We start from the raw sequence: 26855 nt of genomic DNA on the forward strand, positions 1-26855 counted from the left end.
GAGCACCTGAAGGAGCAGTACGACGTCGGCGCCGGCACGCTGCGCGAGGCGCTGCTGCTGCTCGTCACCGACGCGCTGGTGGTCGGCCAGGGGCAGCGCGGCTTCCGCGTCGCGCCGATCTCGCTGGCCGACTTCGAGGACATCACGCGCACCCGCGTGCTGCTCGAAACCGAGGCGCTGCGGCAGGCAATCGCGCGCGGCAACGAGGAATGGGAAGCCGGCCTGGTCGGCGCCTTCCATCGCCTGTCGCGCGCCGAACAGAAGCTCGCCGAGCACGATCCCGGCGCCACCGAGGACTGGGAGAAGCGCAACCGCGCCTTCCACGAGGCGCTGATCGCCGCCTGCCCGTCGCGCTGGATCCGCCACTTCCAGCACATCCTCTACCAGCAGTCGGAGCGCTACCGGCGCATCAGCCTGTTCCGCCAGCCGATCCCGCGCGACATCCACGCGGAGCACCAGGCGCTCGTCGACGCGACGCTCGCGCGCGATGCGACGCGCGCGACCTCGATCCTGTCCGAGCACATCCTGCGCACGCTCGACGCCGTGAAGCAGATGCCGCAGGACTTCTTCGCGCGCGGCAAGCGCCCCTGAGCGCGCGGCGCCGCGCCGACGCGGCACACGCCCTGCCGTCCGCCCCCGGGACCGAAGGATGAAATCGATACGCGCACTCGAACGCGGACTCGAAGTGCTGCAACTGCTGCGACAGAGCGAAGGCCGCTCGCTGCAGCAGCTGCACGATGCGACGGGACTCCCGAAACCCACCCTGCTGCGCATCCTGCACACGCTGGAGCAAGCGGGCATCGCGTGGCGCGCGATCCACGACGGGCTGTGGCGGCGCGCCATCGCGCTGCCGGCCGCGCAGCGGCCGCCCGAGGCGACGCAGCGCCTCGCCGAGCTCGCCGCCCCGCACCTGGCCGCGCTGCAGCGCAAGGCGCTGTGGCCGTCCGACCTGCTGGTCTACAAGGACTACATGATGGAGCTCGCCGAGAGCTCGCGGCGCCTGTCGGGCCTGTCGCTGAACCCGCGCTACCACCTCGGCTACCGCGTGGACCTCTTCCTGTCGGCCCCGGGGCGCGCCTGGCTCGCGTTCTGCACGCAGGCGCAGCGCAACGACGTGATGGCGCATTACCGCACCCATCCGCCGGAGAACCCGCGCAGCGCGATCGTGCTGCGCCGCGAAATCGACGCGATCCTCGACGAGACGCGGCGCCAGGGTTATGCCGTGCGCGACGCGATCTTCGGCGGCGGCGTCGAGGACATCAGCGAGTTCGACGACGGGCTCGACGCGATCGCGGTGCCCGTCCTTGCCGCCGACGGCGTGCAGGGCTGCATCAACATGATCTGGCCGCGCCGCTACGGCCTGCGCGCCAAGGTCGTCGAGGCGCACCTCGGCGACCTGCAGGCCACCGCCGCCGCGATCGCCGCGGCGCGCGACGCCGCAGCGCCCGTCGCAGCCGGCTAGCCGCTAGCGCCCTGCCCGCAGCCGCTCGCGCACGATGGCGAGGTTGCGGCTCACGCGGGAGTCGCCCGGCATGAGCGCGGCGGCTGCCTCCAGCTCGCGTGCCGCCTCCTGCCACTGCCCGCGCCCGCCGACGAGCAGGCCCAGCGCAAAATGCAGCTCGCCGGGCCGGGCCGCACTGCGCACACCGTCGCGCAGCACGCGCTCGGCCTCGCCGCCGCGCCCCACCCCCTCAAGCACGGTCGCGAGGCCGACATGGGCATCGGTGACCGAGGCATCCTGCGCGATCGCGCGCCGGTAATGCCGCTCGGCCTGCGCGACGTCGCCCTGCGCGGCGAAGAGCGAGGCGAGATTGAGCTGCGCGGCCGGCATGTCGGCCATCGCCCGCTGCGCGGCGAGGTATTCCCCGAGTGCGCGGCGGCGTGCGGCGCGATGCCCGGGCGGCAGCTCGTCGTCGGCGACGTCGGCCAGCGCGCGCGCCGCGGCGATGCGCACCGCGCGGCGCGCATCGGCGAGCAGCTGCGGCAGCGCCGCGAGCCGCTCGGCCCTGGGGTGCACGGCAAATGCCGCGGCGGCCGCCGCCCGCACGACCGGATCGGCGTCGGCGAGCGCGGCCTGCGGCGTGCGCAGGCCGAAGCTGCCGAGCAGCTCGACCGCGCTCGCGCGCACGATCCCGGGCTGGGCCGCGTCGGTGGCGAGCGCGGCCAGGCGCGCGGGGGCGTCGGCACGGCCCGCGCGCGCCGCGGCGAAGACCTCGCCGTAATGCTCCGGACGACTGCGCTCGCCATGGCGGGCGCGGATGGCGGCCTCCGCCCATTCGGGCGGGCGATCCGCGTGACAGCCGGCGCAGGCGTTGGGCGTGCCGATCCGGCGCGTGAGGTCGGGGCGCGGAATGCGGATCGCGTGATCGCGCCGCTCATGCACGATCATGTAGTTGCGCGCCGGCATGTGGCAGTCGACGCACTGGCTGCCCGCGCCGCCCTCGGTGTGGAAGTGGTGCTCGGGCGAGTCGTAGCGCTTCGCCTGCAGGCCGGGGAATCGCGCCGGCGGCGCCGGATTGTGGCACGCCGTGCACAGCGCGTTGCCACTCGCGCGCAGCTTGCCGCCGTGCGGTTCGTGGCAGTCGCTGCAGGCGACGCCGGCCGCGTACATGCGGCTCTGCCGGAACGAGCCGTATTCGAAGACTTCGCCGAGCTGCTGGCCGTCGGCCTGATACAGGTCGGCGCGCAGGTTGTCCGGGACGAAATTGTCGAGCAGCGGCGCCCCCGGCTCGGCGTGCTCCTGCAGCCGCGTGCGGCGCGCGTGGCAGGCCGCGCACTGGTCGACCTGCACGTGCGCCGGCTGCAGCGCGCGGTTGGGCGTCGGCACCGGCGGCCCTTTCACCCCGCCGGACGCAATGCGCGCCGCGCTCGCGGCGTGCGCGCGCCCTGCGCCGTGGCAGGCCTGGCAGCCGACCTCGCCCGCCGCCCAGGTCGTGCGGTAGGCGTCGCGCGCCTCGTCGTACTGCTTGCGATAGGCGGTCGTGTGGCATTCCCCGCACATCAGGTTCCAGTTCTGATAGCGGCCGCTCCAGTGCAGCGGCGAGCCGGGCGCGATCCCGCCTTCCGGATACAGCGCGAACCAGCGCTTCGCGCGCGTGTCCCACGCCACCGCGAGCGCCTGCAGCCGCCCGCCGGGCAAGGGCACGAGGTACTGCTGCAGCGGGCGGACGCCGAGCGTATGCGTCACCGCGAAGTCGCGCTCGACGCCGTCGGCGCCGATGGTCCGTGCGAAAAAACCCTTGCCGCGGCGGAAGAAGCGCAGCGCCTCGTCGGCGCCGGCGAAACGCGCCCCGTCGAAATCGCCGAGCACGCTCGCGGGCGTCGCCTGCTGCATAGCTTGGCGGTGCTTCGATCCGGCCCACAGCGCCGCCTGCCCCGGATGGCAGGCGATGCACCGGGCGTCGGGGACGTAGTCCGGACGCGCCGCGCCTTGCGGCGTGCGGGCGTGCGCGGCGAACGCCGCCAGCGCCGCGATACAGATGAGGACAACGCGTCCGAACATGTTCACCTCTCCATTCACCTCCCCGCCGCCGCCCGGGTGTCCGCCCCGCCCATCGAACCGGACGACACGACACACCCGGCGGCGCGTCTTTCGCAATGGCTATCAGAACATCTGCGTGAATCGCAGGAGAAACTTGCCCGACTCCCTGAATCCGTTCTCCACCGAGATGTCCCGCCCGTATTGAGCCAGCAGCTGGGTCGCGGGGCCGAACATGTACGAGGCGCCGATCATGTACTTCGTGGTCCGGAGCTCGTTCCCCTGCCTTGCTCCACCGACCTTTGTTTCGCCGCCCCACACGTGCGAGAGCCCCGCATTGGCTTCGAATGCGGGAGTGAGCTTGTACCGGAGATAGGATTGCACCTGATAGGCCTCGTCCTGCTCGAGATCGGCGCTGGCGCGGCCCAAATCGTCGTTCTTGCCGAACAGCGTGACGTCTCCGGTCAGGTCGAACAGGACCCTGTCGCTCAATGCGGTCGTGTAGCCGGCTTGCAGGGCGAACTTCCAGCGATTCTCACCGGCATTCAAGCGCTGATCGTTATCGTAATGACCGGTCGGAACATACAGATACGGTGAAATGCCGAAAAAGGTCCGGCTCTTCGGATCGTTCACCAGCCAGACGATCGCGTTGAGCACGACGTCGCCCAGTCCGCTTTCCTTCCCGAACGCCGACAGGTCACGCTTTCCTTCCAGCTCCACATACGGAACGATGATGTTCGGATCGACCGTGTAGCCGCCGACCTCGATGAGCCTGTGATATCTCAGCATCGAGACGTCCGAGTCGAGGCGTGCGTCGATCGGCCGTGCATGCCCATCGACGTACTGCTTGTCGCGTTCGATATGGGTCTGGAAGACCTGGACCGCCGACATCCCCACGGGCAAGGCGGTGAACGCGCCGGGGAGGACATCCGCCGCGGTCGCGGACAGTGCGTGAATCAATCCCAACATGAAGCAGATGCAGACGGCGCTCGTCCGGGACAGGGCGCGAATGGCTGCTCGATAGCGCATGGTAGCTCGTTCTTTCATTGTCTTTTCCCTGATTCATTGCGAAGAGGCACGTTGCCGACCCGACGCGCATGCCAGTTGCGGCATGCCCGGCACTTGGGCGAATCGGGGCGTCACGCGCCGGGTTGCGGGGCGTGCGATGACCGGACGTGTGGCTTTCGCCACACGTCGGGCTCGGGTTCCAGCGGCGGTTACCGGGGTGCGGTGCGCGCGGACGTGCTCACTTGCCCGCCGCGGCCCGGGTGTCGGCCTTGCCGCTCGTGGCGGCCTCCAATGCGATGTCCTCGTAGTATTTCGCGCCGTTGCTGTAGCCGGGGCGCGCCGCGAGGCCTTCGATTTCGAGCGTGCCGGTTTCAGCGACGTACTGGCGCCACGCCGCCAGCAGCTCCTTCAGCTTCTCCGGGTGGCGCGCCGCGAGGTTTTCGCTTTCGGTGCGGTCTTTGGCGATGTTGTACAGCTCCCATTCGCCCGTGCCCCACGGCTGGTTCGCAAACACGATCTTCCAGTCGCCCTTCCGCAGCGCCTTGCGCCCGCCGAGCTCCCAGCCGATCGCCTCGTCGGCCCCGCGCACGGCGCTCGCGCCGTTCTTCAGATAGGCGAGCATCGACTTGCCGCGCAGCGGCAGCACCTCGCGCCCCTGGTAGGAGGTGCCCGGATGCTTCGCGCCGGCGAGCTCGAACACCGTCGGCGCGATGTCCATCACGTGCGCGAACTCTCGCTTCACCGAGCCGCCGTCGATCCCCGGCCCCCACGCGATCGCCGGCACGCTGATGCCGCCTTCGTACAGCATCGACTTGTACAGCTTGAACGGCGTCATGCCGACCTGCGCCCACCCCGGCCCGTATTCCGCGAACGAGCCTGGCCGGCCGATGTTCGGCGTGCTGTTGTCCATGTCCTTGTGGATCCACTCGCGGGTGCGCGCGACGTCATACACCGAGTTGCCGTCGGCGCCGTTGTCGGACATGAAGAACACGAAGGTGTTGTCGAGCTCGCCGGTCTGCCTGAGGTGATCGAGCACACGGCCGATCTGCCGGTCCATGTTGTCGACCATCGCCGCATACACCGCCATGCGGCGCGCTTCGGACACTTTTTGGGCGGCCGAGAGCGACTCCCACTTCGGCCAGTGCGGATGGCCGTCGTACACCGGCGTGTCGGCGGCGACGAGCCCGAGCGCCTTCATGCGCTCGAGGCGCGTGCGGCGCAGCGCGTCGTAGCCGTCCTTGTAGCGGTCGGCATACTTCGCGATGTCCTCGTCGGGCGCGTGCAACGGCCAGTGCGGCGCGGTGAAGGCGAGGTAGGCGAAGAAGGGCTTGCCGCTCGCCGCGTCGGCCTTCAGGTAGTCGATGAGTTTCGTCGCGAACGCCTCGGACGAATAGAAGCCCTCGCGCGGCAGTTCGACCGACTTGCCGTCCTCGCGGTAGATCGCCTTCGGCGGCTTCGCCGGATCGAGCGCGACGATGCCGCTCTGGTCGCCCCAGTGGCTCGCGCCGCCCAGCACCATCGCGAAGGAGCGCTCGAAGCCGCGCGCCGCGGGGCTCACCTCCTCCTTCACGCCGAGATGCCATTTGCCGGCCATCACGGTGCGATAGCCGGCGTCCTTCAGCACCTGGCCCATCGGCACGACGCGCTCGTTCAGATAGCCCTCGTAGCCTGGCTTGCCGCGCTGCTCCGGCAGGATCAGCTCGGCCATGTCGCCGAAGCCGACGAGATGGTTGTCGCTGCCGGACATCAGCATCGCGCGCGTCGGCGAGCAGAACGGCGACGCATAGAAGCCGGTGAGCTTCGCGCCGCCGGCGGCGAGCCGGTCGAGGTTGGGCGTCGCGATCTCGCCGCCGTAGGCGCCGAGGTCCGTGTAGCCGAGGTCGTCGGCGACGATGAGCAGGATGTTGGGCCGCTTCGCCGGCTGGGCGGCGTGCACGGCGGGCAGCGCGGTCGCCAGCGCGACGGCGGCGACGCACAGCTTCGCAAGAAGCTGCGGAAGGTGGTTCATGACTGTCTCCTCGAGTTATTGTGGGCAGCGCTCGCGCTGCATGGGCATCTTCAATACAAATCTCGAGATTGTTTGAAAAAGGACAAAACGTTCCATCTGGTGGAACTTCGGGGCGCTGAGGGGCTGAAGGCCCCTCAGCGCCCCCGAACGGCCCGGATGCCGCAAAATATCGCTCCACCCACGGCCAGCCCGCGCCCCCATGCAACGCCGCATCGCCCACCTCGACATGGACGCCTTCTTCGCGTCCGTCGAACTCCTGCGCTACCCGCAACTCGCCGGCCTGCCGGTCGTCGTCGGCGGGCGGCGCGGCACGCTCGCGGGCGACCGCATCGAGGACTTCCCGCGCCTGCGCGACTACGTCGGCCGCGGCGTCGCCACCACGGCCACCTACGCGGCCCGCGCGCTCGGCGTGCATTCCGGCATGGGGCTGATGAAGGCCGCCGCGCTCGCCCCCGACGCGATCCTGCTGCCGGCCAACTTCGACGATTACATCCGCTATTCGCGCCTCTTCAAGGCCGCCGTCGCCGAAATCGCCCCGCTGATCGAGGATCGCGGCATCGACGAGATCTACATCGACCTCACCGACGTGCCGGGCGAGACCGTCGAACTCGCGCAACGCATCAAGGACGCCGTGCGCGCCGCCACGGGCCTCAACTGCTCCATCGGCGTCACGCCCAACAAGCTGCTGTCCAAGATCGCCTCGGACCTCGACAAGCCCGACGGCCTCACTGTGCTCGATCATGCAGACGTGCCCACGCGCATCTGGCCGCTCGCCGCGCGCAAGATCAACGGCATCGGCCCGCGCGCCGGCGAGAAACTCGATGCGCTGGGAATCCACACAGTGGGAGAGCTCGCCGCCGCGGCGCCGGAAACACTGATCGCGGAATTCGGCCGGCACTACGGCTGCTGGCTCACGGAAGTCGCGCACGGGCGCGACGAACGCCCCGTCGTGACGGAGCGTGAAACGAAGTCGATCAGCCGCGAAACCACTTTCGAGCGCGACCTCGACGCGCGCGCCGACCGCGACACGCTGACCGAGATCCTCGTGAAGCTGTGCGAGCGTGTCGCCGGCGACCTGAAACGCAAGGGCTACGTCGGGCGCACGATCGGCCTCAAGCTGCGCTACGACGACTTCCGCACCGTGACGCGCGACGTGACGAACGAGGAGGCGACCGACGACGCGTCAACCATCCTCGCCGCGGTGCGCAGCTGCCTCAAGCGCGTGCCGCTCGACCGCCGCCTGCGCCTGCTCGGCGTGCGCGTGGGCACGCTCGCGCCGCCCGGCGACGCCGGCCCCCGCCCGCCGCAACGGGGCGAAAACCTGCGGCTCTTCGACTGACGCGGGACGACCGGCTCAGGGCGCCTCAGCCGGGAGATAGAGCTGCGGCGGGTGCGGATGGCGCAGGAAGTCGTGGTGCGAGATGTGCCACGCGTAGGCGCCCGCGTACGGAAACACCAGCAGATCGCCGACGCGCACATGCTCGATCGCCGCGTCGCTCGCGAGTACGTCCTTGGGCGTGCACAGCTGGCCGACGACATTGACGCGCGCCTCGCGCAGCTCCGGCCGCGGCCACGGGTGCGGCCAGGCCTCCACCGCCAGCACGCGGAACGGATGGCTGTGGCCTTGCGCGTAGGGCGTGCGGAACTGGTGCGTGCCGCCGCGCGCGACGACGAAGTTGCCGCCGAAGGCCGTCTTCACGTCGAGCACCTGCATCGCGTAGTAACCGCAGAAGGCGCTGACGTAGCGCCCGCACTCGAAGCGCACGACGAGCCCGTCGCGCTGCGCCGACAGCACCGCGAGCCCCGCGGCGAAGGCCAGCCAGTCGAACTGGCGCTCCGGCTCGCGGTAATTCACGCCGATGCCACCACCGACGTTCACGTGGTCGAGCGCCTCCAGGCGGTACTCGACGCGCCAGCGCCGCACCTGCGCGAGGTAGGCCGCGAGCAGGCGCAGGTGCGCGGCGGCGTCGAGCTGGTGCGACATCAGGTGGAAATGGAAGCCGCGCAGCCGGATCTCGGGGTGCGCGGCGAGCCAGCCGAGGCAGGCCGGCAGCTGGTCGGCCGCGATGCCGAAGGGCGTCGGGCGCCCGCCCATCATCAGCGTCGTCGCGGCCAGGCCGTCGAGCGCGAGATTCACGCGCAGCAGCACCGGCGCCGCGACGCCGCGCGCCCGCGCCAGCCACGCGAGGCGTTCGAGCTCGTGCCGGCTCTCGACGTGCAGCGCGTCCACGTCCAGTTCCAGTGCCTGCGCGAGCTCCGCGTCGGTCTTGCCCGGCCCGCTGAAGATCACCGGCACGTCGGCGAAGCGGTCGCGCACCCAGGCGAGCTCGCCGCCGGACGAGACCTCGAAACCGTGCGTGAGCGGCGCGAGCGTCTCGAGCACGGGCAGCTCGGAGTTGGCCTTGATCGCATAGAAAAGCTCGAAGCCCGCCGGCAGCGCCGCGCGCATCGCGGCCGCGTGGCGGCGCAACGCCTCGAGATCGTACACGTAGGCGCTCAACGGCCCGTCCGCCTCGCCGAGCGCCGCGCGCAGCCGCTCGCCGACCTGCTCCCAGCGCAGTCCGTCGGGCTTCAGCGCCATGCCGCCTCCCCGCCCGCCAGCGCGATCGGGTTCGTCACCGGCACGTAGGCCGAGGCGCGATCGGCGCGCGCGAAAAAGCGGTTGCTGAAGTTGGTCTTCGCCGGGAAAGGCGCACCGGCGAGCAGCGCATTGATGCGCCGGGCGGAGGCGGCATTGCCGTGGCACGCCTGGTAGCGCTGCAGATGGTGGCGCACGATGGCCCACAGGCGCTCGCCCAGGCCCGCGCGCGCTGCGCCGAGCTGGGCGACGACTTCGCACAGGTTGTTCACGAACACGCAGTAGGCGATGCGCTTCCAGCCGAGCTCCTCGTCGTACCACAGCGAGGCGCGCGCCCGTTCGCTGATGTCGGGCATCGTCGCCGCGGAATGGCGCTCGGGCGTGAGCTTCACGCCTTCGAAGTCGCGCAGGAAGAGCTGCGCCGGCCAACCGTCCTGCAGGCCCAGCACGACGTTCTGCAGGTGCGGCTCGAAGATCACGCCGTGCGCGAAGAACAGGTGGAAGACCGGGTCGATCAGCTGCTCGACATAGGCCGAGAACCAGCGCTCGGTGACCGCCTCGACGCTGCCGCCCTCGCGCGCGGCGAGCCCGGCCAGCAGGCGGCGCATGCGCGCCTCGCCGTAATAGTGGTTGCCGAACAGCGAGCCCGCCAGCAGCGGCACGCTCGCGGGCGCGCGCAGGCTATCGACGCTCTCGCGCAGGATCAGGCCGAAGCCTTCGATCACCTCGCGGTTGCGCTCGGCATCGGCGTCCTTCAGGTCGACCGACAGGAAGGCCGGCTCCTCCATCAGCGCGAGGCCCGGAAACAGGCGCGCGAGCTCCGGCTGCAGCGGCCGCAGCACGCGGTTCACGTGCAGCGCGCTCTCGAGCTCGTACCACGCGTTCTTGCGCACGCAGTTGGTGATGCGGATGTTCAGCGACAGCTTGAAGAAATACGGGTTGCCGGGCTGGTAGAGGGTGCGGATCGACGAGGTCGGGTAGAACTCGGCCCCCTGCACGCCGAGCTCGCGCAGCCGCCCGCGCGCGAGCGCCTCGCGCACGAGGGGGTGGGCGCGCAGGAAGCCGGCCTGCCACGGATGTACCGGGACGGCGACCCAGCCCTCGGGCACCTCGGGGGCAGCGGGCGCGATCAGCCGGTCGCAGCCTTGCGCGAGCAGCGATTGCTGCACGACATCCTCGCGCGGCACGGCGAACCACGCCAGCGCGAAGCGCGTGCGCAGCTCCGGCGAGTAGCGGCGCAGGTCGTCCGCGGAAAACCCTTGGCGGCTCTTGGGCGTCGGGTGGAAGGGATGGCCGAAGGTCAGCGACTGTTCCGAGTCGATGTAGGCCTCGACCGGATCCGACGGAATCGCCTCGGGCACGGGCAGCGCGAGCGCCGCGGTGCCGACCACGACGCTGTTGCGGATCTGCGCCATCAGCTCGCCGTTGGGCGCGGCGTCGTGGCGCAAGGCCATCTCGCGCAGCAGCAGCGTGGCGAGCCCCTCCCAGTCGAGCAGCCCCCAGGGGCGGTTCTCCGCCTTGTGGAACACCGGCGAGGTGTAGCGGTGGTTGCCGGTCACCGAGGCGCTCTCGACCACCGTCAGCAGACGGTCGCAGGTGTGCGGCAGCTGCACTTGCAGCACCTGCCCGCCTTCGCGCTGCAGCGTCAGGCGGATCGCCGCGGGCCAGTCGTTCTGGCCGAAAGGCGGGCCGACACGCAGCTCGCCTTCGGGCGCGGCGATCTCGCGGCAGTAGCAGTTCAGCAGCGTTTCCTGGCAGCGGCGCTGCGCCGCGAGCGCTGCCGGGTCGATGTGTTCGGCGGTATTGAGTGCGGATGGCATGACGATGTCTCCCAAGGCCGCGCGGGGCGGCCACAACGATGGTCAGGATTGCTGGCGCGGCCGTTCAGGCCGCTTGCGGGCGCGGCGGGCGCCGCATCAGCACGGCGAGGTAGAGCAGTGCGGGCAGCAGCGCCGCCGCGCCGAGCAGGAAGGGCGCTGCGGTGCCGGCGGCTGCGGCGACCGCGCCGGCGGCGAGCCCTCCGGCGGCCCCGCCCCACTTCGAACTGCTCTCGAGCCCGCCGAAACTGCGCCCGGCGCTGCCGGCCTCGACGACGCTCGCGACCAGCGCGTGCAGGCCGACGAAGCCGACGCTCATCGCGACGCCCATCACCAGGCGCCAACCGACCAACGCCGGCAGAGCGTGGCTGAAGGACTGGGCAGCGAGCGCCAGCGCGAGCGCGCCAAGGCCGAAGGCCAGCACCCCCAGCGAGGGCGCGCCGAGCCGCCGGGCGAGCGGCGGCGCGGCCAGCAGATAGACGAGGTGCGGCAGGCCGAACAGCAGGCCGGCAGTGCCCGCGGCGAGCGCCGGCAGGCGCTGCTGCAGGTCGGCGACGAAGTACGGGAAGGTCGCCACCGTCGCGAAGACGAAGGCGAACTGCAGCACATAGATCTGGCGCGGACTCGCCGGAGGGCGCGCGGCCGGGACGGCGACCGGCGCGCCCGCCTGCGCAGCGGCGCCGCCCGCGGGCAGCAGTGCGACGAGCAGCGCCGCCGCGAGCGGCAGCAGCGCGAGCCAGCGATAGAGTTCGATCGGCGAGCGCTCTCCGATCCACAGGCCGAGGCAGGCCGGCGCGGCGACCAGCGCGGCGCGCGCCGACCACTGCATCGCGGTGAGGCTGCGCACGAGCGCCGCGCCGCTCGCGACGGTCGCCAGATACGCGTTGGACGCCGCGAACGTGCCGCCGAGCACCCCCTGCAGGACGAGCGCGGCGAAGAAGCCGCTGGTGCTCGTCGCGAAGCCCGCCAGCAGGAAGCTCAGCGCGAGCCCGAGCTGCGCGCGCACGAGCAGCGGCTTCTTGCCGTAGCGGTCCGCAAGCCGCCCCCACCACGGCGCCGACAGCGCCGCCAGCAGCGTCGGCACGACGTAGAAGGCGCCGGCGAGCCAGGGCCGGTCGTTGTCGAGCGAACGCTCCAGGATCAGCGCGAAGAAGGGCGGCATGCCCAGCGCCGCGAAGGACGCGACGAAGTGGCACAGCATCACCACGGCGACGACGGCCCGCCCCTGCCCGCTCACCGTGCCGCCTTCAGCACGTTCGGCGCGCGCTTGCCGTAGAACTTGTTGACGTCGGCCGCCCCGGTCTGCGCCTTGTCCTCCAGCGAGGCCGCGCGCAGCAGGTATTTCAGGTACAGCGTGTCGTCGTCGAGCAGCACGCGGCGCGCGAACCCGACCTCCTCGCCTTCCGCCGCGAGCCGTGCGAGCACCGCCTCGAGCTGGCGGCGCACCCGCGCGTAGGCGTCCGCGGCATCGCCGCCGCAGCGCTCGGCGAGGCCCTCGACCAGCGCCGCAATGTTGAGCTGCAGCGTGATGGTCGTGAACATCTGCGCGAGCGGCAGTTCCTCGTCGACGCCGATGCGCGCATCCTCCAGCCCGTCGAGCCGCGCGGCGAGATCGGGCCAGCGCGCACGCAGCCGCCCGACGTGTATGCGCGCCGCGTCGTTGTCCTTCAGCTGCAGGCGCAGGCCGTCGTCGCCGAACACCAGCACCGAATTCTGCTGGTTCGATTCGAGCGCGATGCCGTAGCGCAGCCACAGCGTCAGGTGCAGCTCCAGCGTCAGCGCGAGGTAGGCATCGAACCAGGCGTCGAGCGCCCCGCCGAAGTAGCGCCCCGCGAGCGCTTCCACCACGGAGCCGCCGCCCGGCGCGTCGGCGAGCAGGCCGGCAATCGGCACCGGCGTGGCGTCGGCGAGCGCCGCCTCCGGGTAGCGGCGCAGGATGAAGCCCAGGAAAGGAAGCCCGCCGACGTGCGCGCCGTTTTCCTCGTCGGTAAGCAGCACCCGGCCGGCCAGCGCCGGCTCGCGCGCGACGATGTCTCCGAGCAGGGTCTGGATGCGGTGGCCGTCACCGATCGTGCTGGGCTTGATCGTGCGGATGTTCTTCGCCCCCAGCGTGCGGATCGTCAGCGGCAGCTTGACGTGCCAGGCCGGCGCGTCGCGCAGCGCGAGCGAGCGCACGGAGAGCGTCGGCGTGACGGCGAGCCAGGTGCCGGGCGCGCGGATCGCCTGCGCGGCGAGACCGGCCTCGGCGAGGAAGGCGTCGAGCCGGTGCTCCCACACGAAGGGGTGCACCGGCACCAGCGCATGCGTCGCGGCAAGCTCTGCCGGCAGCCCCACGTCCGCGAAGTCCGGCCATACCGGCGGCCGCGCCGCGCCGCTCGCGCAGTGGAGCGACTGCGGCACGGCCAGCCAGTTGAGCTCGAACCCGGGCCCAAACTCGGGCGCGTAGCACGCGAGGTCGGCGACCGCGAAACCGAGCTTGGCGCGCGCCGTCGGGTAGTAGGGATGGTCGAGGAAGGCGGCGAGGCGGTCGTGGTGCAGCAGGCGCTCGTGCCAGCACGCCAGCGCGTGGCCGGACGGCAGCGCCGGCTGCGCGAACCAGCGGACCTGCTCGGCCTGCGCCGCGCGGCGATGCTCCAGCGCGGCATCGCACTCGTCGGCGTAGTCGGCAAAGCGCCGTGCGGCGGCCTCGGGCAGCCCCTCGGCGAAGGCCGCAAGGACCGCCGCGACGTCGCGCAAGGGCGTGAAGCCCGTGGCATCTTCGCGCAGCAGCGGCAATTGTGCGACGCGCCAGTCCTGCATGTGGCGCGCAGGCTCCACCGGCAGCCACAGCGGCGCGGCGCCGAAGTGGCCGACGCGCAGCCAGCGCCGCCCGCCCTCGCCCTCCACGAGCTCGCCGCGGCTCGCGCATTCGCGCACATCCTCGCGCAGCAGGGTGTCGATCACCCGGCGGCACACGTAGTCGGCATCCGCATCGACCGGCGCCCCGATCGACATGCCCGGCAGGCGGGCCGTCATCGCGCGATCTCCCAGACGAGATCGCGGCTCGCGCGCTCGACCGCCGCCTGCAGGCCCGCCGTGTCGGGGCCACTGCCGCGCAGCACGCCGAGGTAATCCTTGTTCGAATGCGTCAGCTCGATCGCCTCGCCGGGCGCGCGCAGCGGTTGGTAGGTGAGGCGGATGGCGTCGTCGGCGTGCGTGAACGCGACCGGTGCGCGCTCGAGGCGACCGGCGTGGGTCGCCGTGAAATAGCGGATCCACGCGGCGCGGTCCGGGATCGACAGGGCCGGCAGCGGCTCGCCCAGATGCAGGCGCAACACCTGCTCGAAGAGCGGGAACTGCAGCGCGTCGGCAAGCAGGAACTCGCGGTAGTCGCCGATGCTGCGGTAGTTGATCTCGATCAGGCGCGGGCCGCGCGCGGTCAGCACGTACTCGGTGTGGCAGGCGCCGAAGCCGACGCCGAAGCGCCGGATCGTCTCGCACACCTCGGCCCCGACGGCGCCCGGCAGGCCCGTCCCCCACACCGCCTCGAGTTCGACGAAATGCGGCGGGGGCGACAGCGTCACGCGAAAGCCGCCGAGCACGGCGAGCCCGCTGCCGTCGCCGAGCGTCTCCAGCGTGTACAGCGGCCCTTCCAGGTATTCCTCCAGGAGCAGCGGTTGGCCCGGCTGCGCGCGCCACACCGCCGCGCATTGCGCGGTCAGCTCGGCGCGGTCGCGGGCGAGGCTCACCTGCTGGCTGGCGACGCCTTCGCGCGGCTTGACGATGCACGGCAGCGGCACCTCGGTCAGCGCCGCGAGCGCCTCGGGCTCGCACACCACCGTGTGCCACAGCGCGTCGATGCCCAGTTCCGCCAGGCGCGCGCGCATCTGCGCCTTGTTCTTCGCCGCGTAGGCGATGCGCCAGTCCTTGCCGGGCAGGCCGAAGTACGCCGCCGCGATCGCGGTCGCGGCCTGGAGATGGTCGCTGTTCGAGAACACCGCTGCCGGCCGGGCGCCGCGCCGGGTGATCGCGTCGATCACCGACAGCGGGTTGAACACGTCGCAGGCGACGATCTCGTCCGGACGGGGCGCCGGCGCGCTGCGTGCGAAATGGGCGCGATGGGCGTCGGCGCAGTCGGTCAGCAGGACGACCGACAAACCGAGCGCCTTCGCGGCGGGCAGGAAACCGTCATTGACTGCTGCGGTGGGCACATGGGCCAGCAGGATCAGTTCGCGCATTTGCTCCTCGGGATGCGTGGGGCTTGGGACCGGACGGGATGCCCGGCCCGGGATGTGCGCGAATAATAATCATTCCTATTTGCATTCGCAATTATTCGGATGAAATTGCGTGAAACGGAATGTATCGACGGCGGAGATGCGGCGACGGCCGCGCAGCAGAAATCGGGAATGGCGAGCCGCGATGGGCGGCGTGGTACGGGAGTGAAGGGCGACGGTCAGTGAGCGCCGCCCGCCCTGCGATTGCCGAAGGGCTCGGCCCGAGCGGTGTCGGGCCGCCGGAGCGGGCGGTGCGGGATTACATCCGCTCGCCGCGCAGCGCGCGCAGGTGCCAGCTGAAGACTTCCTCCAGCAGGTGCGGCGTCTGCTTGCCGGGCGAGAACTCCAGCGCGCGCTTGTAGTAGTCGCTCAGCGCCGGCTTGAAGTCCGGGTGTGCGCAGTTGCGGATGATCGCCTTGGCGCGCTGCTTGGGCGACAGCCCGCGCAGGTCGGCGAGGCCCTGCTCGGTGACCAGCACCTGCACGTCGTGCTCGGTGTGGTCCACGTGCGAAGCCATCGGCACGATGCACGAGATCGCCCCGTTCTTCGCCTGCGACGGCGTCATGAAGATCGACAGGTAGGCGTTGCGCGCGAAGTCGCCCGAACCGCCGATGCCGTTCATGATCTTCGTGCCCATCACGTGCGTCGAGTTCACGTTGCCGTAGATGTCGGCCTCGATCATGCCGTTCATCGCGATCACGCCCAGGCGGCGGATCACCTCGGGGTGGTTGCTGATCTCCTGCGGGCGCAGGATGATGCGCTCGCGGTACTTCGCCAGATCCGCATTGAGTTCCGCCAGCGCCTCGTTGCTGAGCGAGAAGGCGGTCGCCGACGCGCTCGCGAGCTTGCCGGACTTCAGCATCTCCAGCATGCCGTCCTGCAGCACTTCCGTGTAGGCGGTCAGGTTGTCGAACGGCCCCTCGTTGAGCCCGGCCATCACGGCGTTCGCGATGTTGCCCACGCCCGACTGCAGCGGAAGCAGCTCGCGCGGCAGGCGCCCCTTCTTCACCTCGTGCTGGAGGAATTCCAGGATGTGGCCGGCGATCCGCTTCGAACTCTCGTCCGGCGGCGCGAACGCCGAGTTGCGGTCCGGCGCGTGCGTCTCGACGACCGCGATCACCTTGTCGGGGTCGCAGCGCAGGTAAGGCTCGCCGATGCGGTCGGAGCTGCGCAGCAGCGGGATCGGCTGGCGGTTCGGCGGCAGCTGCGTGCCGTACCAGATGTCGTGCATGCCTTCGAGCTGGCTGCTCTGCCAGGAGTTGACCTCCAGAATCACCTTGTCGGCCTGGTCCAGCCAGGTCTTGTTGTTGCCGATCGACGACGACGGGATCAGGCGCCCGTCCTCGAGGATGCCCGCGACCTCGACGACCGCAACGTCGAGCTTGCCGAGGAAACCGAACCACACGAACTGCGCGACGTGCGACAGATGGATGTCGATGTATTCCATCTCGCCCGCGTTGATGCGCTTGCGGCAGGTCGGATCCGACTGGTAGGGCAGCCGCATCTCGATGCCATCGACCATTGCCAGCGCGCCGTCGAGCTCCGGCGCCGTCGACGCGCCCGTCCACACGCCGATCTTGAAGCGCTTGCCGTTCAGGTTCGCGTCCATGATGTGTTTCGCCAGCGCGGACGGCACGGCTTTCGGGTAGCCCGAGCCGGTGAAGCCGCTCATGCCGACGTTCATGCCGGACTGGATGAGGCTCGCCGCCTCGGTGGCGGACATGACCTTGCTGCGCAGCGCCGCGCAATGGATGCGATTTTCTTTATTCATGCGATTCACGTCTCCAGGAAACCGGGATGCTTGCATTCCGGTGCAAACGGCCGCCCGGCGGAGGAGTCCGCAAACCTGCCCTGCATGGAGTCCCGTGCCGCAGCGGCGCGACCACGATCGCGGCGCAGGAAGCGGCCGCGCAAACAATGCGCGCCACCGGGAACCCGATGGCGCGCATTACAATCGATCGAAGATTGCCGGCGGTGGAGGAGGGAGGAGGCCACCGGACACCACGAAGGATGTGGAGCGGAGTTTAGGCAGCGGCTGGCCCGGCGACAAACGACGATTTATGATGTAACAGTTTAGAAACACTTAACCATCGACGATGAGCTATCGCCTGCCCGGCCTCGCCCTGCTGCGCACATTTGAAGCGGCGGCGCGCCACCTTAGCTTCAAGCAAGCCGCGGCCGAGCTGTGCGTGACCCCGGCAGCCGTCAGCCAGCACATCAAGGCGCTGGAAGACTGGCTGGGCGTGCCGCTGTTCCGCCGCATGACGCGCGCGCTGGCCCTCACCGAGCACGGCCGCGCCATGCTGCCCAAGGTGCGCGAAGGCTTCGACTGCTTCGCCGCGGCGATCGAGAGCACGCGCCAGGCGGTCGCCGGACCGCTCACGGTAATCGCGCCCCCCTCGTTCGCGAGCCACTGGCTGGTGCCCCACCTCACGAGCTTCACCCGTGCCAACCCGGAAGTCGCGCTGCAGCTGTCGAGCACCGCCGACACGGTCGACCGCCGCGGCCAGGCTGCCGTCGTCGCCGCGCTTGCCATCGACCCGCGCGACGACGAAAGCCGGGTCGCCATCCTGTACGGCACCGGCAGCTATCCCGGCCATGTCATCGACCGCCTCTTCGCCCCGGACTACGTCCCGGTCTGCGCGCCGGCGCTGCTCGAAGGCGACAACGCGCTGCGCACGCCGGCCGACCTCGCACGCCACGTGCTGATCCACGACGACACCCTGCGCGACGCCGGCCCCGGCATCGCCCGCTCCGGCTGGGGGCTGTGGCTGGAACGGACGGGCGTCGCGGGCGTCGATCCGGGCCGCGGCCCGCGCTTCGCCAACGCCGCGCTCGCGCTCGCCGCAGTGCTTGCCGGCCAGGGCGTCACGCTCGCGTCGCGCTCGCTGATCGAATCGCGTGTCGCCGAAGGCAGCCTCGCGATCCCCTTCGACATACCGCTGCCCTCGCCCTTCGCCTATTATCTGGTCATGCACGAGGCGATCGCGCGGCGCCCCGCCGTCGCCGCCTTCCGCACCTGGCTGACGGCCGAAGCCGCGGCCCCTGCTGCCTGAAGCGAGTTCCGCAACAATGAAAGCCATCCTCACCGGCCACACCCAGGGACTCGGCGCCGCGATCGCCGAAGAGCTCCTCGCCCGCACGATCCCCGTGCTGGCGCTCGCGCGGCACACGAACGACGCCCTCGCCGAGCGCTACCCCGACGATCTGTCGCAGGTGCGCATCGACCTCGCCGACACCGACGGCCTCGCCGACTGGCTCGCCGGGGAGACGCTGCGCAGCTTCCTCGCCAACTGTTCGCAGACGCTGCTGATCAACAACGCGGGGATGCTGCAGCCGGTCGGCCAGCTCGACACCCTCCCGCCGGATGCGATCGCCCGCGCCATCGCGCTCAACACCGCCGCGCCACTGATGCTCGCGAGCGCCTTCACCGCCGCCAGCACCGAGGTCGCGGACCGGCGCATACTGCACGTTTCGAGCGGCGCCGCGCGCAGCGCCTACGCGGGCTGGAGCGTGTATTGCGCCTCCAAGGCCGCGCTCGACCAGCACGCGCGCGCCGTCGCGATGGACGGCACGCCGGGCCTGCGCATATGCAGCCTCGCGCCCGGAGTCGTCGACACCGCGATGCAGGCCGAAATCCGCGCCACACCCGAAGACCGCTTCCCGGTGCGCGCCCGCTTCGAGGCCCTCAAGCGCGACGGCGCCCTCGCCCGCCCCGACGAATGCGCGTTCCGGCTCGTGAACTACCTCCTCGGCGACGAATTCGGCAAGGCCGCGACGGCCGACCTGCGCCAGCTCGCGCCCTGACCCCGCGCCTCAGCGCTCGGCCAGCACCAGCCGCGCCGCGAGCCCCAGGAACACCACCCCCGCCGACTTGTTGAGCACGCGCCGCGCGGTCGCCGAGCTGCGCAGACGCTGGCCGATCGAGGCCGCGAACAGCGCGATCGTGCCGAAGGTCAGCAGCGTCGCGACGATGAACACGAAACCCAGCCACATCACCTGCAGCGCCACCGGCCCCGCGTCGGCCTCGACGAACTGCGGCAGGAAGGCGAGGAAGAACAGGATCACCTTGGGATTGGTCAGGTTCATGACGATCCCGCGCACGTACATGCGCCAGCCGTCCGGCGCCGCCTCCCCCGCGGCAGGAGCACCGCCGTCCGGCGCGGTGAGCACCTGCCAGGCGAGCCACGCGAGATAGGCCGCGCCGGCGAACTTCAACACCGTGAAGGCCGTTGCCGACGCCGCGAACACCGCCGCGAGGCCCACCGCGACCGCCGCGGTGTGCCCCAGCAGGCCCGTGCACAGCCCCAGCACGACCAGCATCCCCGCCCTGCGTCCGCGCATCGCGGACTGCATCAGCACGAAGAGGTTGTCGGGCCCCGGCGCGGCGCCAAGAAGCACCGAGACGGCGAAGAACGCGAGAGTGGTTTCCATCGAGGTCATGAGCGCTCAGGTCCTGAAAAACATTTGCGACGATCTGACGGTGCCTGCGCTCACATCAGCCCGGACACGATGCGCGGTGCCGTGGCGGCGAGGTTGTCGGGGCTGCGCACCTCGGGGAAGCGCTGCCGCGCCCGCTGGCCATTCACGGCATAGTCGATGCCGAAGCAGTCCATCCCGAGCAGATGCGTACCGGCCGGCACGCTGCCGGCGAGTTGCTGCAGCAGACCTGCCTCCACCGTGTCCGGCAGCACGGGCAGTTCGGCCCAGCGCTCCTCCTCGACCCAGCCCATCTTCCCCGGGCCGCCGATATAGCGGATGCGCCTGGGCTGCAGGCGGAAGAAGGCGAAATCGAGCTCGAGGTACTGCTTCGCGTCCGGCTGGTAGCGCAGGTAGCGCGCGACAAGGTCCGCCGACGGTTCGAAGCGCTCGACGTCGCCGATCAGCGTCACGCGCGCCCCGGCCTGGATATTCCCGTTATCGGTGCCGACCACCGACAGGCTCGCGCGCGGGTTCGCGAGCAGATTCTTCGTGTGCTCGGCGAGCAGGCTGATGCAGAACAGCGGTCGCTGCGCCTCGTCCACGACACAGGGCAGCGCCGTCGCGTAGGGATAGCCGGCGAGCTGCGTCGAATGCGTCGCCAGCGTGGCATGGGCTGCTTCGTGCAGCAGGTGAATGACAGGGGCAACGGTGATCTTCATGCCTGCCACTGTGTCGCCCCCGCCTGCCGGCGTCAATGAACTATTTCTGCTCCGGCAGGAAATTCGCCCTCCGCACCGCTCACAGGGACTTCAGGAACTCCACCAGATCCGCCTTCTGCTCGGGCGTCAGCCCCAGCGCGAAATGCGTGTCGTAGTGGCCCACGACGTCCGCCAGCGTCGCGGCGCTGCCGTCATGGAAGTACGGCGGGTGCTGCCACAGCGCGCGCAGCGGCGTGCTGCGGTACTTCCCGCTTGCGGACCGCAACGCATACCCCGCATCCATTCCCGTCTCGGCCGCATCGTGCAGCAGCGGCGTGTCGGCGTCCGGCCCGTTCTGCACGTCGGTGTAAGTCGGCGCGATGTGGCAAGTGCCGCAACGCGCGACACCATTGAACAACACCTCCCCGCGCTGTGCCGCCGCGGCATTCACGCTGCCCTCGGGCGGGTGCGGTGCGGGCAGGCTCAACTGGTAGGCCAGCAGTGCGGGCAGCTTTGGCGTGACGAGATCGGGCGTCTGCTCGATCGCGATACCGAGCCGCGGGTCGGAGAAATTGCCGTGCCCGCCCATCTGCGTCACGGCGACGTAGTTGTTCCAGTACGAGATCGGGCCGTCGCCGGTGACGGTCTCGAAAGGCACGCCCGCGAGACCGTAGGCCGGCGGGATCACCAGCGGCCCGTTGATGCCGTCAATGTTGAAACGCGGATCGTAGCGGCCGGGGCCCCAGGAGTTGTAGACCGCCTTCACCTCGGCGGGCAGCGCGGGCGACAGCGCGATGATCGCACCCGGATTCAGATCGAGGTTCGGCCAGCCGTCGAGGCGCTTGCCCACCCCCGGGGCCACCGAGTTGTCGACGGTCGAGTGGCACAGCGCACACGTGATCCCCACCGAGGTCAGGCGCCGCCCCTTCACTTTCCCCACGACGCCGACCACCGCGTTGCGCCGCAGCAACTCCACCGTCGTCCTTGGATCATTGAGATCGTGCTTCGCGAGGAAATTCCGCGGCAACACCGTCGCATCCACCTTCAACCCGACGGCAAGCGCCGTCGCCGGACTCACCGCCGCGGGGATCACCTCGTGCATCCGCAGCACGGTGGTCCACAGCTGCTGGTCACCGAAGGTGTCGAAACGGAAGATGTACTGCCCCTCGTGCCGGTTGCCGCCGGGTTGCGCGTCCCCAAGCGCCGGCGTTGCAGAAAGGGTAATGGCCACGGCCGCCACGAGGGCGGGCAGCGTGAATCCGGACGCCGCGAGAACGCGATGCCCGGCGGGCTTCCGCGCGGCGGACGCGGGACCGATGCATTGGGGATCGATGCGCTTGCTCATGATGCACTCCTCCTCGGCCGGAGGAGCCATCGTCACGCAGGATGCGGCGCACCCCTCCGCTTGCTGCCGATTGGATGGAGTGCGCGTTCGAAAGGTTACAGCGCGCCGCCGATGCGCCGGAGCGGCCCGCCTAGCGCTTCACCTCCAGCAGCTCGACGGCGAAGTTCAGCGTGCTGTTGGGCGGGATCGTGCCGGGGATGCCGCGCTGTCCATAGGCGGTCTGCGGCGGGCAGGAGATGCGCACGGCCTCGCCCGGTTTCATCCGCTGCAGGACTTCGGTCCAGCACGGGATGACGCCGTTCACCGGGAACTCGGCAGGTTGGCCGCGGCTGTAGGAACTGTCGAACTCGCGACCGGTCGTGAGCGTGCCCTGGTAGTGGACGCGCACCACATCCGTGAGCGTCGGCGACGCGCCCGCGCCTTCGCGGTAGCGCTCCACCGTCACCCCGGACGGCAGGGTTTCCGCCACGGGGCCGGCAGCGTTGGCAGCAATCGAGAAACAGGCAAGTACAAGTGCGGACAACAGGCGCATCACGTGGCTCCAGTCCCGGCTGGCGGTTCCAGCCGATCAAAGTGGAAAACTCGACACCGACAGCGGACCTCCCGCTGTCGTCGTCCCGGTAATAGAAAGCATCTCACCGTGCACGCCCTCCATGCAAATCGCGATTACGGCGCATGCACGGGCCGGGTGTTTGCCGGGGCCTGAAATAAAAAAACCGTGGGAACCCGGCAGGACTCCCACGGCAACCACCATCAAGGTTTTACGCGGACCGCGCGCTCAGATCCACTTGAAGTACGCGGACAGGCCGATGAAGTTGATGTTCTGGTCCGCGCTGCTGTTGGCCGTGGTGCCATCCACGAAGACGTGTTCGCCGGTCCAGGTCGAATCGCTCACGCGCCAGCGGTCGTGCATCAGCTGCAGCTTCAGGCCGCGGTCACGGGCCAGCGCGTAGTCGGCCGTCAGGCTGAGCGTGGTCTGCCGGAAAGTGAGGTCCGGCACCGCGGAAGCGCCCGCATTGCGCATCTTGAATTCGCTGCGGTTGTCGGCCCAGCGCAGTTCGGCGTCCAGCGAAAGCTTTGCCGTCGCGCGGACCTGCGCGCGCAGGCCGGCGTTGCTTCCCTCGCTGCGCAGGTCCGCGCGCCACAGGAACAAGGGAACGCTGTTGTTCCAGCCCATGACCGTGCGCTGCTGCATGCGCGAGTCGTCCTGCGAGACCCACGCGCTCAGCTTGCTGTCGTCGGACAACGAGTAGGTCGCATCGGCCGAGTACGTCATGGCCCGGCCCTTGTCGTTGCCTGCCGGCGAGCCCTTGATCGAGCCGTAGTCGTCGTTGGAGTACTGCGCAGTGACTTGCACCGCCAGGTTCTCACGCGGCGACCAGTCGAGGCTCAGCTTCGCCTTGTCCCGGGTTCGGTCCGCCCAGTGGATGGGGTTGATGAGCTGCGGGCTCTGGTTGGGTCCGTTTCCGGAGAAAAAGTCGTTGAAGAGGTAGCTGCTGGTCGTGCGGTACGAGCCGCCGGAGCGGTCGCTGTGGATGTAGCTCAGGCTGCCATTGAGGTTGTCGGCCAGCGACCGGCGCAGCCCGATGCGCGCCGACCATTCGCGCGTTTCCTTGCGCCAGTCGAGCGAGCGGCTGGATGGCACTTCGCGTGTACGCTCGTCCCATTCCACGCCGCCGAACAGGCTCAGCGAAGCGGGCAGGCGGTAGGTGCCGTCGAGCTTTGCCGTCACGGTCTTGCGCGAGGTGTCGTTGTTGAAGCCGCTGCCGGTGTAATTGCGGAATGCGGGGTCGAAGAACATCCGGCGCGGAGTCTTGTCGTCGCGGTCCTCGTAGCGCAGGTTCGCGTTCAGGGTCATCTTCGAGGTCGGCCGCGACGCGAGGCCGAGGGTCACGAGCGTGGTGTCGACGCGGCCATCGAGCGAGTCGTGACCGAAGGCGGCCGGCACCCCGAAGCTGTCGTTCTGCCGACCCTGCGTATACGACACCTTGAACATGCCGCGCGTGGTGGGCGAGAAGCGGTACGCGCCCGACAGGTTGACGTTGTGGGCCTCGTTGTCGGGGGGCAGGGAAATGCTGTGCGAGTTGTATGCCGCTTCTGCGCCGAGCGCGCCGTTCAGGTGGAGCGATTTGTCCTGGTTGCGGAAGAAGGAGCCGAGGTATCCCCCCGACAGCTGCAGCCGGTCGCCGACATAACCGAGGGTCGCCTCGAATTCCTGCGTGGTCTGGTCGATCGGCTCCGCTGCGAATTTCGGTCCCACACCGACATCGTAAAAGCCGAAATGCCGGTCGCCGTCCTTCCTTTCATTGCGGAACCGGACCTGGGCACTCAAGCCCCCGCCGAGCTGTTTCCCGAGCCCGAGGGTGGTCGTCTCGCGCTTTACCTCCGGGGTGAATGACTGCATCGGTCCGCCGACGACGATCGTCTGCTCGCTGCTGCCCAGCCCGCGCACGGGCGTGGTGAAGGTGAGGGGATCGTGTCGCTGGATCTCGCCGTATTCGAGGAAATACGACCAGTTTCCCTGCTGCTCGTGCTCGACGCGCAGGTCGCGATTGTCCAGCCCCAGGTTGCGCCCCTTCAGGCGCAGCCAGGTTCCGGTCGCATCATCGCGCCGGTTGATGTCGGCGTTGCCGAGGAAGTTCGTGTCGCCGTCCTCCTGCCCCGTGTACAGGCCGAAGCGGCTTCCGCTGCCGCCGACATAGCCTGCGCCCACGCTCACCGAACTTTCCGGCCGCGTCAGCTGCGCCAGTTCTTCGGCGGACAACTCCTGCGCCGACGCCGGGCCGAAGGCGAGCAACATCCCCGCTGCGACGGCGCTCAGGCGGATGCTGTGCATGTGTTGCGTTCTCATGATGTTTCCCCTTAGCGGACCAGCGAACGATTGACCGAGCTATTCAGCGGACTGTTGCCACCATGCAGATTGGTGTGGCAATTGACACACTGGCGGGCAGCGCCGATATCGGGCTGGGGCAGGAAGGAGGCGTTCGTGCTCAGCGACGGCGCGATCCCCTGGTGCGAGCCCGGCTCATGGCACTCCTGGCACAGGAAGGGCATCTGTTGCTTGAGCAGGCGGGGATTGGTACTGCCGTGCGGGTTATGACAGATCGCGCAGTCCTCGGTGACCGGCTGGTGGCTCCACAGGAACGGCCCGCGCTTCTCCGCGTGACACGAGAAGCAGGTGTCGATCACCGTATCGCGCACCATCAGCTTCGGCCCGGCGGAACCGTGGGGGTTGTGGCAGTCCGAACAGGCGACCTTGCCTTCCTTGATCGGATGGCGCGAGGCCTTGTTGATCTCGCTGCGCTTGTCCTTGTGGCAGGTGAAGCACTTTTCCGGCTGCGTCTGCTTGTCGCGCACCTTGTCGTGCTGGGCATGCACCTGGTGGCAGGACGTACAGGCGAGGTCTTCCTGCTCGTGCGTGCTGCCCTGCCACAGCATGCGCTTCGCGCCCGAGTGGCAGTTCAGGCATTGCGCATTGCGTTCGGCAACGGGCGTCTTCGACTTCGCGCCGAAGGTCACGGTCGGCTGCGGGCGCTCGTCGGCACCGTCCGGAATCCGGATGTGCGTCTCGCTCGCGCCGTGGCACGCGATACAGCTTCCGGTGCGGCCGTCCGCGACGGTGCCGTGCTTCGTCTTGCCGATATCGAAGACCGGGTACGATTCCGTGCCGTCATGGCAGCGGGTGCAGACCTTGTCGTCCTTGAGCACCTTGTCCTTGGCGGCGCCCTCCGGTGCGGCATGCACATTCGCGACGAAGCCGAGCACCGCGAAGAGCCCGGCCATCACCATTCTCTTTGTTTTTGACATATTGACTCCCTGAAATGAAAAGACGCCCTGCCCGCTATCGGCCAGAGCGTCCCCGCTGCTACAACTTCTGCTTGACGACGATGTCGGCCGGCGTAATGCCCTTCGGCTCGTTGTGCGCGATTCCGAAATGGCAGTCGATGCAGGTGAGGCCTTCTTCGCGCCCCTTTTCATGCCGCGCCTGCGCCGTTTCGGTCTGCAGATCGGAACTCATCTTGTCCGCCGTATGGCAGTGGCGGCATTCGCGCGAGTCGGTCGACTTCATGCGCGTCCACACATTCCTGGCGAGGTCCGCGCGATGCTCCCGGAATTTCTCCTTGGTATCGATCTTGCCCACGACGAAATGCTGGTACAGCTCGCCCACCGCCTGAACCTTGCGGATCCACTTGTCCACGGGCTCGCGGGGCACATGGCAATCCGGACAGATCGCCCGCACGCCCGTGCGGTTCGTGTCATGGATGGAGCCACCGTATTCCGCGTACACGTTGTTGCGCATTTCATGACAGGAGGTGCAGAACGCCTCCGTCATCGTGTACTCCATCGCCGCAGAACCGCCGGCCACCGCCACCAGCGTCGCGACGACGGCAATGCCGATCAGCACGAATGGATTGCGCCTGGCCAGCCAGCCGCCAATCCGGGTCAATGTTTTCTTCATGGCACACCTTCAATGGTCGAAAGGCGCTTTACAGCGAAAGAATCCAGCTGACGAGGTTCCTGATTTCCTCCGGATCCTTGCTCTTCACCATCTGGTGCGGTTCCTCGCGCCCGTCGATCTTCACCTTGTTCGGAACGGTGATGTGCTTGACCAGCTTTTCCTCGGCCTCCGCCTTGCCGCGGTACTTGGCTGCGACCTCGCGATAGGCCGGGCCATCCTTCTTGCTTTCCACTGCGTGGCAATTGAGGCATTTGCTCTTGCGCAGCAATCCCACTGCGGCATCCTCGTCGGCAGCAAAAACCGCCATCGAATTGAGGGCGATCACCGATCCGAGTGCAATCACGAGCTTGCGCATTTCATGTTCTCCAGAATGTTGGGTAAAGCATCTGCCTGTTGGATTCGCATCGCCCCGATAACGGCCGATATCCGCCCCGGCGGCCGAAGCCGTAGCAAGCGATGAAAAATTGATAGCCGATTGATGTCCGCAATGGTTTAGCGTTGTTCGACGCCTGCCAATCGGGAAAGCCGTCGATGATCGGTCGAGGCTGATGGCAGGCGTTGGACAACGCTCCAGGGAGGAAACCGCGGATTTCGGTCGGGAGCGCTCAGCGTAGGCGATGCGCTATGGAGATTGAATTCGAGCGCGGGAGACCGACGCCGGCGCCAGCGGTGGGATGAGGGCGACGCACTTGGGAATCGCCCCCGATTCTGTGGCATCGGCGCTTCGAATGGAGTTCGTCAGGCCTGCTCCGGGCCAGCATTTTGGGATCAAGACGCAGCGATCTCCGT

General features: G+C 69.2%; 22 protein-coding genes. 5 read left to right on the plus strand and 17 right to left on the minus strand.

The window, feature by feature from the left end:
• Both F464_RS0127110 and F464_RS0127115 read left to right on the plus strand, forming a co-directional pair.
• The coding region (locus tag F464_RS0127110; RefSeq protein WP_018989549.1) for an FCD domain-containing protein at window positions 1–591 on the plus strand (591 nt) is incomplete at its 5' end.
• A gap of 58 nt (window positions 592–649) precedes the next feature.
• Entirely contained in the window at window positions 650–1462 is an 813-nt protein-coding gene (locus F464_RS0127115) for a helix-turn-helix domain-containing protein (protein WP_018993014.1), read from the plus strand.
• Window positions 1463–1465: 3 nt separating this feature from the next.
• Here F464_RS0127115 and F464_RS0127120 read toward each other — a convergent pair whose 3' ends face one another.
• The 3 genes from F464_RS0127120 to F464_RS29735 all read right to left on the minus strand — a co-directional run bounded on the left by F464_RS0127120 (window position 1466) and on the right by F464_RS29735 (window position 6494).
• A complete protein-coding gene (locus F464_RS0127120; RefSeq protein ID WP_018993015.1) occupies window positions 1466–3502 on the minus strand; it encodes a cytochrome c3 family protein in 2037 nt (678 codons plus the stop codon).
• A 102-nt stretch (window positions 3503–3604) separates the two neighbouring features.
• Window positions 3605–4525, minus strand: coding sequence for a transporter (locus F464_RS0127125; protein ID WP_198292352.1), 921 nt, complete (start codon window positions 4523–4525; stop codon window positions 3605–3607).
• A 199-nt stretch (window positions 4526–4724) separates the two neighbouring features.
• Window positions 4725–6494: an arylsulfatase gene (locus F464_RS29735; RefSeq protein WP_018993017.1), complete on the minus strand. Its 1770-nt coding sequence runs from the start codon at window positions 6492–6494 to the stop codon at window positions 4725–4727.
• Between the two features lie 199 nt (window positions 6495–6693).
• Here F464_RS29735 and dinB point away from each other — a divergent pair, with 199 nt between their 5' ends.
• Entirely contained in the window at window positions 6694–7833 is a 1140-nt protein-coding gene (dinB, locus tag F464_RS0127135; RefSeq protein ID WP_018993018.1) for a DNA polymerase IV, read from the plus strand.
• 15 nt (window positions 7834–7848) lie between these two features.
• Here dinB and F464_RS0127140 read toward each other — a convergent pair whose 3' ends face one another.
• The 6 genes from F464_RS0127140 to F464_RS0127165 all read right to left on the minus strand — a co-directional run bounded on the left by F464_RS0127140 (window position 7849) and on the right by F464_RS0127165 (window position 16913).
• Window positions 7849–9075: a type III PLP-dependent enzyme gene (locus F464_RS0127140; RefSeq protein WP_018993019.1), complete on the minus strand. Its 1227-nt coding sequence runs from the start codon at window positions 9073–9075 to the stop codon at window positions 7849–7851.
• On the minus strand, window positions 9066–10892 hold the full coding sequence (locus tag F464_RS0127145; protein ID WP_018993020.1) for an IucA/IucC family protein: 1827 nt from the start codon (window positions 10890–10892) through the stop codon (window positions 9066–9068). Before F464_RS0127145 ends, F464_RS0127140 begins: the two co-directional genes overlap by 10 nt.
• Before the next feature lie 64 nt (window positions 10893–10956).
• Window positions 10957–12126 (minus strand): MFS transporter, encoded by a 1170-nt coding sequence (locus F464_RS0127150; protein ID WP_018993021.1) that lies wholly within the window; start codon window positions 12124–12126, stop codon window positions 10957–10959.
• On the minus strand, window positions 12123–13904 hold the full coding sequence (locus F464_RS0127155; RefSeq protein ID WP_018993022.1) for an IucA/IucC family protein: 1782 nt from the start codon (window positions 13902–13904) through the stop codon (window positions 12123–12125). Before F464_RS0127155 ends, F464_RS0127150 begins: the two co-directional genes overlap by 4 nt.
• Entirely contained in the window at window positions 13901–15106 is a 1206-nt protein-coding gene (locus F464_RS0127160) for an ATP-grasp domain-containing protein (protein WP_018993023.1), read from the minus strand. Before F464_RS0127160 ends, F464_RS0127155 begins: the two co-directional genes overlap by 4 nt.
• A 295-nt stretch (window positions 15107–15401) precedes the next feature.
• On the minus strand, window positions 15402–16913 hold the full coding sequence (locus tag F464_RS0127165; RefSeq protein WP_018993024.1) for an acetyl-CoA hydrolase/transferase family protein: 1512 nt from the start codon (window positions 16911–16913) through the stop codon (window positions 15402–15404).
• A gap of 325 nt (window positions 16914–17238) precedes the next feature.
• On the opposite strand from F464_RS0127165, the gene gcvA reads away from it, so the two are divergent.
• Both gcvA and F464_RS0127175 read left to right on the plus strand, forming a co-directional pair.
• Window positions 17239–18198, plus strand: a complete 960-nt coding sequence (gene gcvA / locus F464_RS0127170; protein ID WP_018993025.1) for a transcriptional regulator GcvA — start codon at window positions 17239–17241, stop codon at window positions 18196–18198.
• Between the two features lie 16 nt (window positions 18199–18214).
• Window positions 18215–18949, plus strand: coding sequence for an SDR family oxidoreductase (locus tag F464_RS0127175; RefSeq protein WP_018993026.1), 735 nt, complete (start codon window positions 18215–18217; stop codon window positions 18947–18949).
• A gap of 9 nt (window positions 18950–18958) precedes the next feature.
• Here the strand turns inward: F464_RS0127175 and F464_RS0127180 are convergent, their stop codons facing one another.
• The 8 genes from F464_RS0127180 to F464_RS0127215 form a co-directional block, all read right to left on the minus strand.
• Window positions 18959–19585 carry a LysE family translocator gene (locus tag F464_RS0127180; RefSeq protein WP_018993027.1) on the minus strand — a complete coding sequence of 209 codons (627 nt, stop codon included), beginning with the start codon at window positions 19583–19585 and terminating at the stop codon, window positions 18959–18961.
• A gap of 50 nt (window positions 19586–19635) precedes the next feature.
• The gene (locus F464_RS0127185) at window positions 19636–20283 is read right to left on the minus strand and encodes a HugZ family pyridoxamine 5'-phosphate oxidase (RefSeq protein WP_018993028.1); all 648 of its coding nucleotides are present in this window, start codon (window positions 20281–20283) and stop codon (window positions 19636–19638) included.
• Window positions 20284–20362: 79 nt separating this feature from the next.
• Window positions 20363–21607, minus strand: a complete 1245-nt coding sequence (locus F464_RS0127190) for a hypothetical protein (RefSeq protein WP_018993029.1) — start codon at window positions 21605–21607, stop codon at window positions 20363–20365.
• Between the two features lie 130 nt (window positions 21608–21737).
• Window positions 21738–22139: an FKBP-type peptidyl-prolyl cis-trans isomerase gene (locus F464_RS0127195; protein WP_018993030.1), complete on the minus strand. Its 402-nt coding sequence runs from the start codon at window positions 22137–22139 to the stop codon at window positions 21738–21740.
• A 246-nt stretch (window positions 22140–22385) separates the two neighbouring features.
• On the minus strand, window positions 22386–24458 hold the full coding sequence (locus F464_RS29740) for an MtrB/PioB family decaheme-associated outer membrane protein (RefSeq protein ID WP_084600615.1): 2073 nt from the start codon (window positions 24456–24458) through the stop codon (window positions 22386–22388).
• Between the two features lie 11 nt (window positions 24459–24469).
• On the minus strand, window positions 24470–25414 hold the full coding sequence (locus tag F464_RS0127205) for a DmsE family decaheme c-type cytochrome (RefSeq protein WP_040395834.1): 945 nt from the start codon (window positions 25412–25414) through the stop codon (window positions 24470–24472).
• A gap of 58 nt (window positions 25415–25472) precedes the next feature.
• On the minus strand, window positions 25473–26066 hold the full coding sequence (locus F464_RS0127210; RefSeq protein WP_018993033.1) for a NapC/NirT family cytochrome c: 594 nt from the start codon (window positions 26064–26066) through the stop codon (window positions 25473–25475).
• Window positions 26067–26094: 28 nt separating this feature from the next.
• Window positions 26095–26421 carry a c-type cytochrome gene (locus F464_RS0127215; protein WP_018993034.1) on the minus strand — a complete coding sequence of 109 codons (327 nt, stop codon included), beginning with the start codon at window positions 26419–26421 and terminating at the stop codon, window positions 26095–26097.
• Between the last annotated feature and the right edge of the window lie 434 nt (window positions 26422–26855).

This window comes from Aromatoleum toluclasticum ATCC 700605, from assembly GCF_000378245.1.
GTDB lineage: Bacteria > Pseudomonadota > Gammaproteobacteria > Burkholderiales > Rhodocyclaceae > Aromatoleum > Aromatoleum toluclasticum.

Coding starts and splice junctions, on each gene's coding strand:
- F464_RS0127160 (WP_018993023.1), bottom strand. CDS start 15,106: ATGCGCGAACTGATCCTGCTGGCCCATGTGCCCACCGCAGCAGTCAAT.
- F464_RS0127210 (WP_018993033.1), bottom strand. CDS start 26,066: ATGAAGAAAACATTGACCCGGATTGGCGGCTGGCTGGCCAGGCGCAAT.
- F464_RS29740 (WP_084600615.1), bottom strand. CDS start 24,458: ATGAGAACGCAACACATGCACAGCATCCGCCTGAGCGCCGTCGCAGCG.
- F464_RS0127140 (WP_018993019.1), bottom strand. CDS start 9,075: ATGGCGCTGAAGCCCGACGGACTGCGCTGGGAGCAGGTCGGCGAGCGG.
- F464_RS0127190 (WP_018993029.1), bottom strand. CDS start 21,607: ATGAGCAAGCGCATCGATCCCCAATGCATCGGTCCCGCGTCCGCCGCG.
- F464_RS29735 (WP_018993017.1), bottom strand. CDS start 6,494: ATGAACCACCTTCCGCAGCTTCTTGCGAAGCTGTGCGTCGCCGCCGTC.
- F464_RS0127145 (WP_018993020.1), bottom strand. CDS start 10,892: ATGCCATCCGCACTCAATACCGCCGAACACATCGACCCGGCAGCGCTC.
- F464_RS0127125 (WP_198292352.1), bottom strand. CDS start 4,525: ATGAAAGAACGAGCTACCATGCGCTATCGAGCAGCCATTCGCGCCCTG.
- F464_RS0127165 (WP_018993024.1), bottom strand. CDS start 16,913: ATGAATAAAGAAAATCGCATCCATTGCGCGGCGCTGCGCAGCAAGGTC.
- F464_RS0127155 (WP_018993022.1), bottom strand. CDS start 13,904: ATGACGGCCCGCCTGCCGGGCATGTCGATCGGGGCGCCGGTCGATGCG.
- F464_RS0127120 (WP_018993015.1), bottom strand. CDS start 3,502: ATGTTCGGACGCGTTGTCCTCATCTGTATCGCGGCGCTGGCGGCGTTC.
- gcvA (WP_018993025.1), top strand. CDS start 17,239: ATGAGCTATCGCCTGCCCGGCCTCGCCCTGCTGCGCACATTTGAAGCG.
- F464_RS0127115 (WP_018993014.1), top strand. CDS start 650: ATGAAATCGATACGCGCACTCGAACGCGGACTCGAAGTGCTGCAACTG.
- F464_RS0127185 (WP_018993028.1), bottom strand. CDS start 20,283: ATGAAGATCACCGTTGCCCCTGTCATTCACCTGCTGCACGAAGCAGCC.
- dinB (WP_018993018.1), top strand. CDS start 6,694: ATGCAACGCCGCATCGCCCACCTCGACATGGACGCCTTCTTCGCGTCC.
- F464_RS0127175 (WP_018993026.1), top strand. CDS start 18,215: ATGAAAGCCATCCTCACCGGCCACACCCAGGGACTCGGCGCCGCGATC.
- F464_RS0127180 (WP_018993027.1), bottom strand. CDS start 19,585: ATGACCTCGATGGAAACCACTCTCGCGTTCTTCGCCGTCTCGGTGCTT.
- F464_RS0127195 (WP_018993030.1), bottom strand. CDS start 22,139: ATGCGCCTGTTGTCCGCACTTGTACTTGCCTGTTTCTCGATTGCTGCC.
- F464_RS0127215 (WP_018993034.1), bottom strand. CDS start 26,421: ATGCGCAAGCTCGTGATTGCACTCGGATCGGTGATCGCCCTCAATTCG.
- F464_RS0127205 (WP_040395834.1), bottom strand. CDS start 25,414: ATGTCAAAAACAAAGAGAATGGTGATGGCCGGGCTCTTCGCGGTGCTC.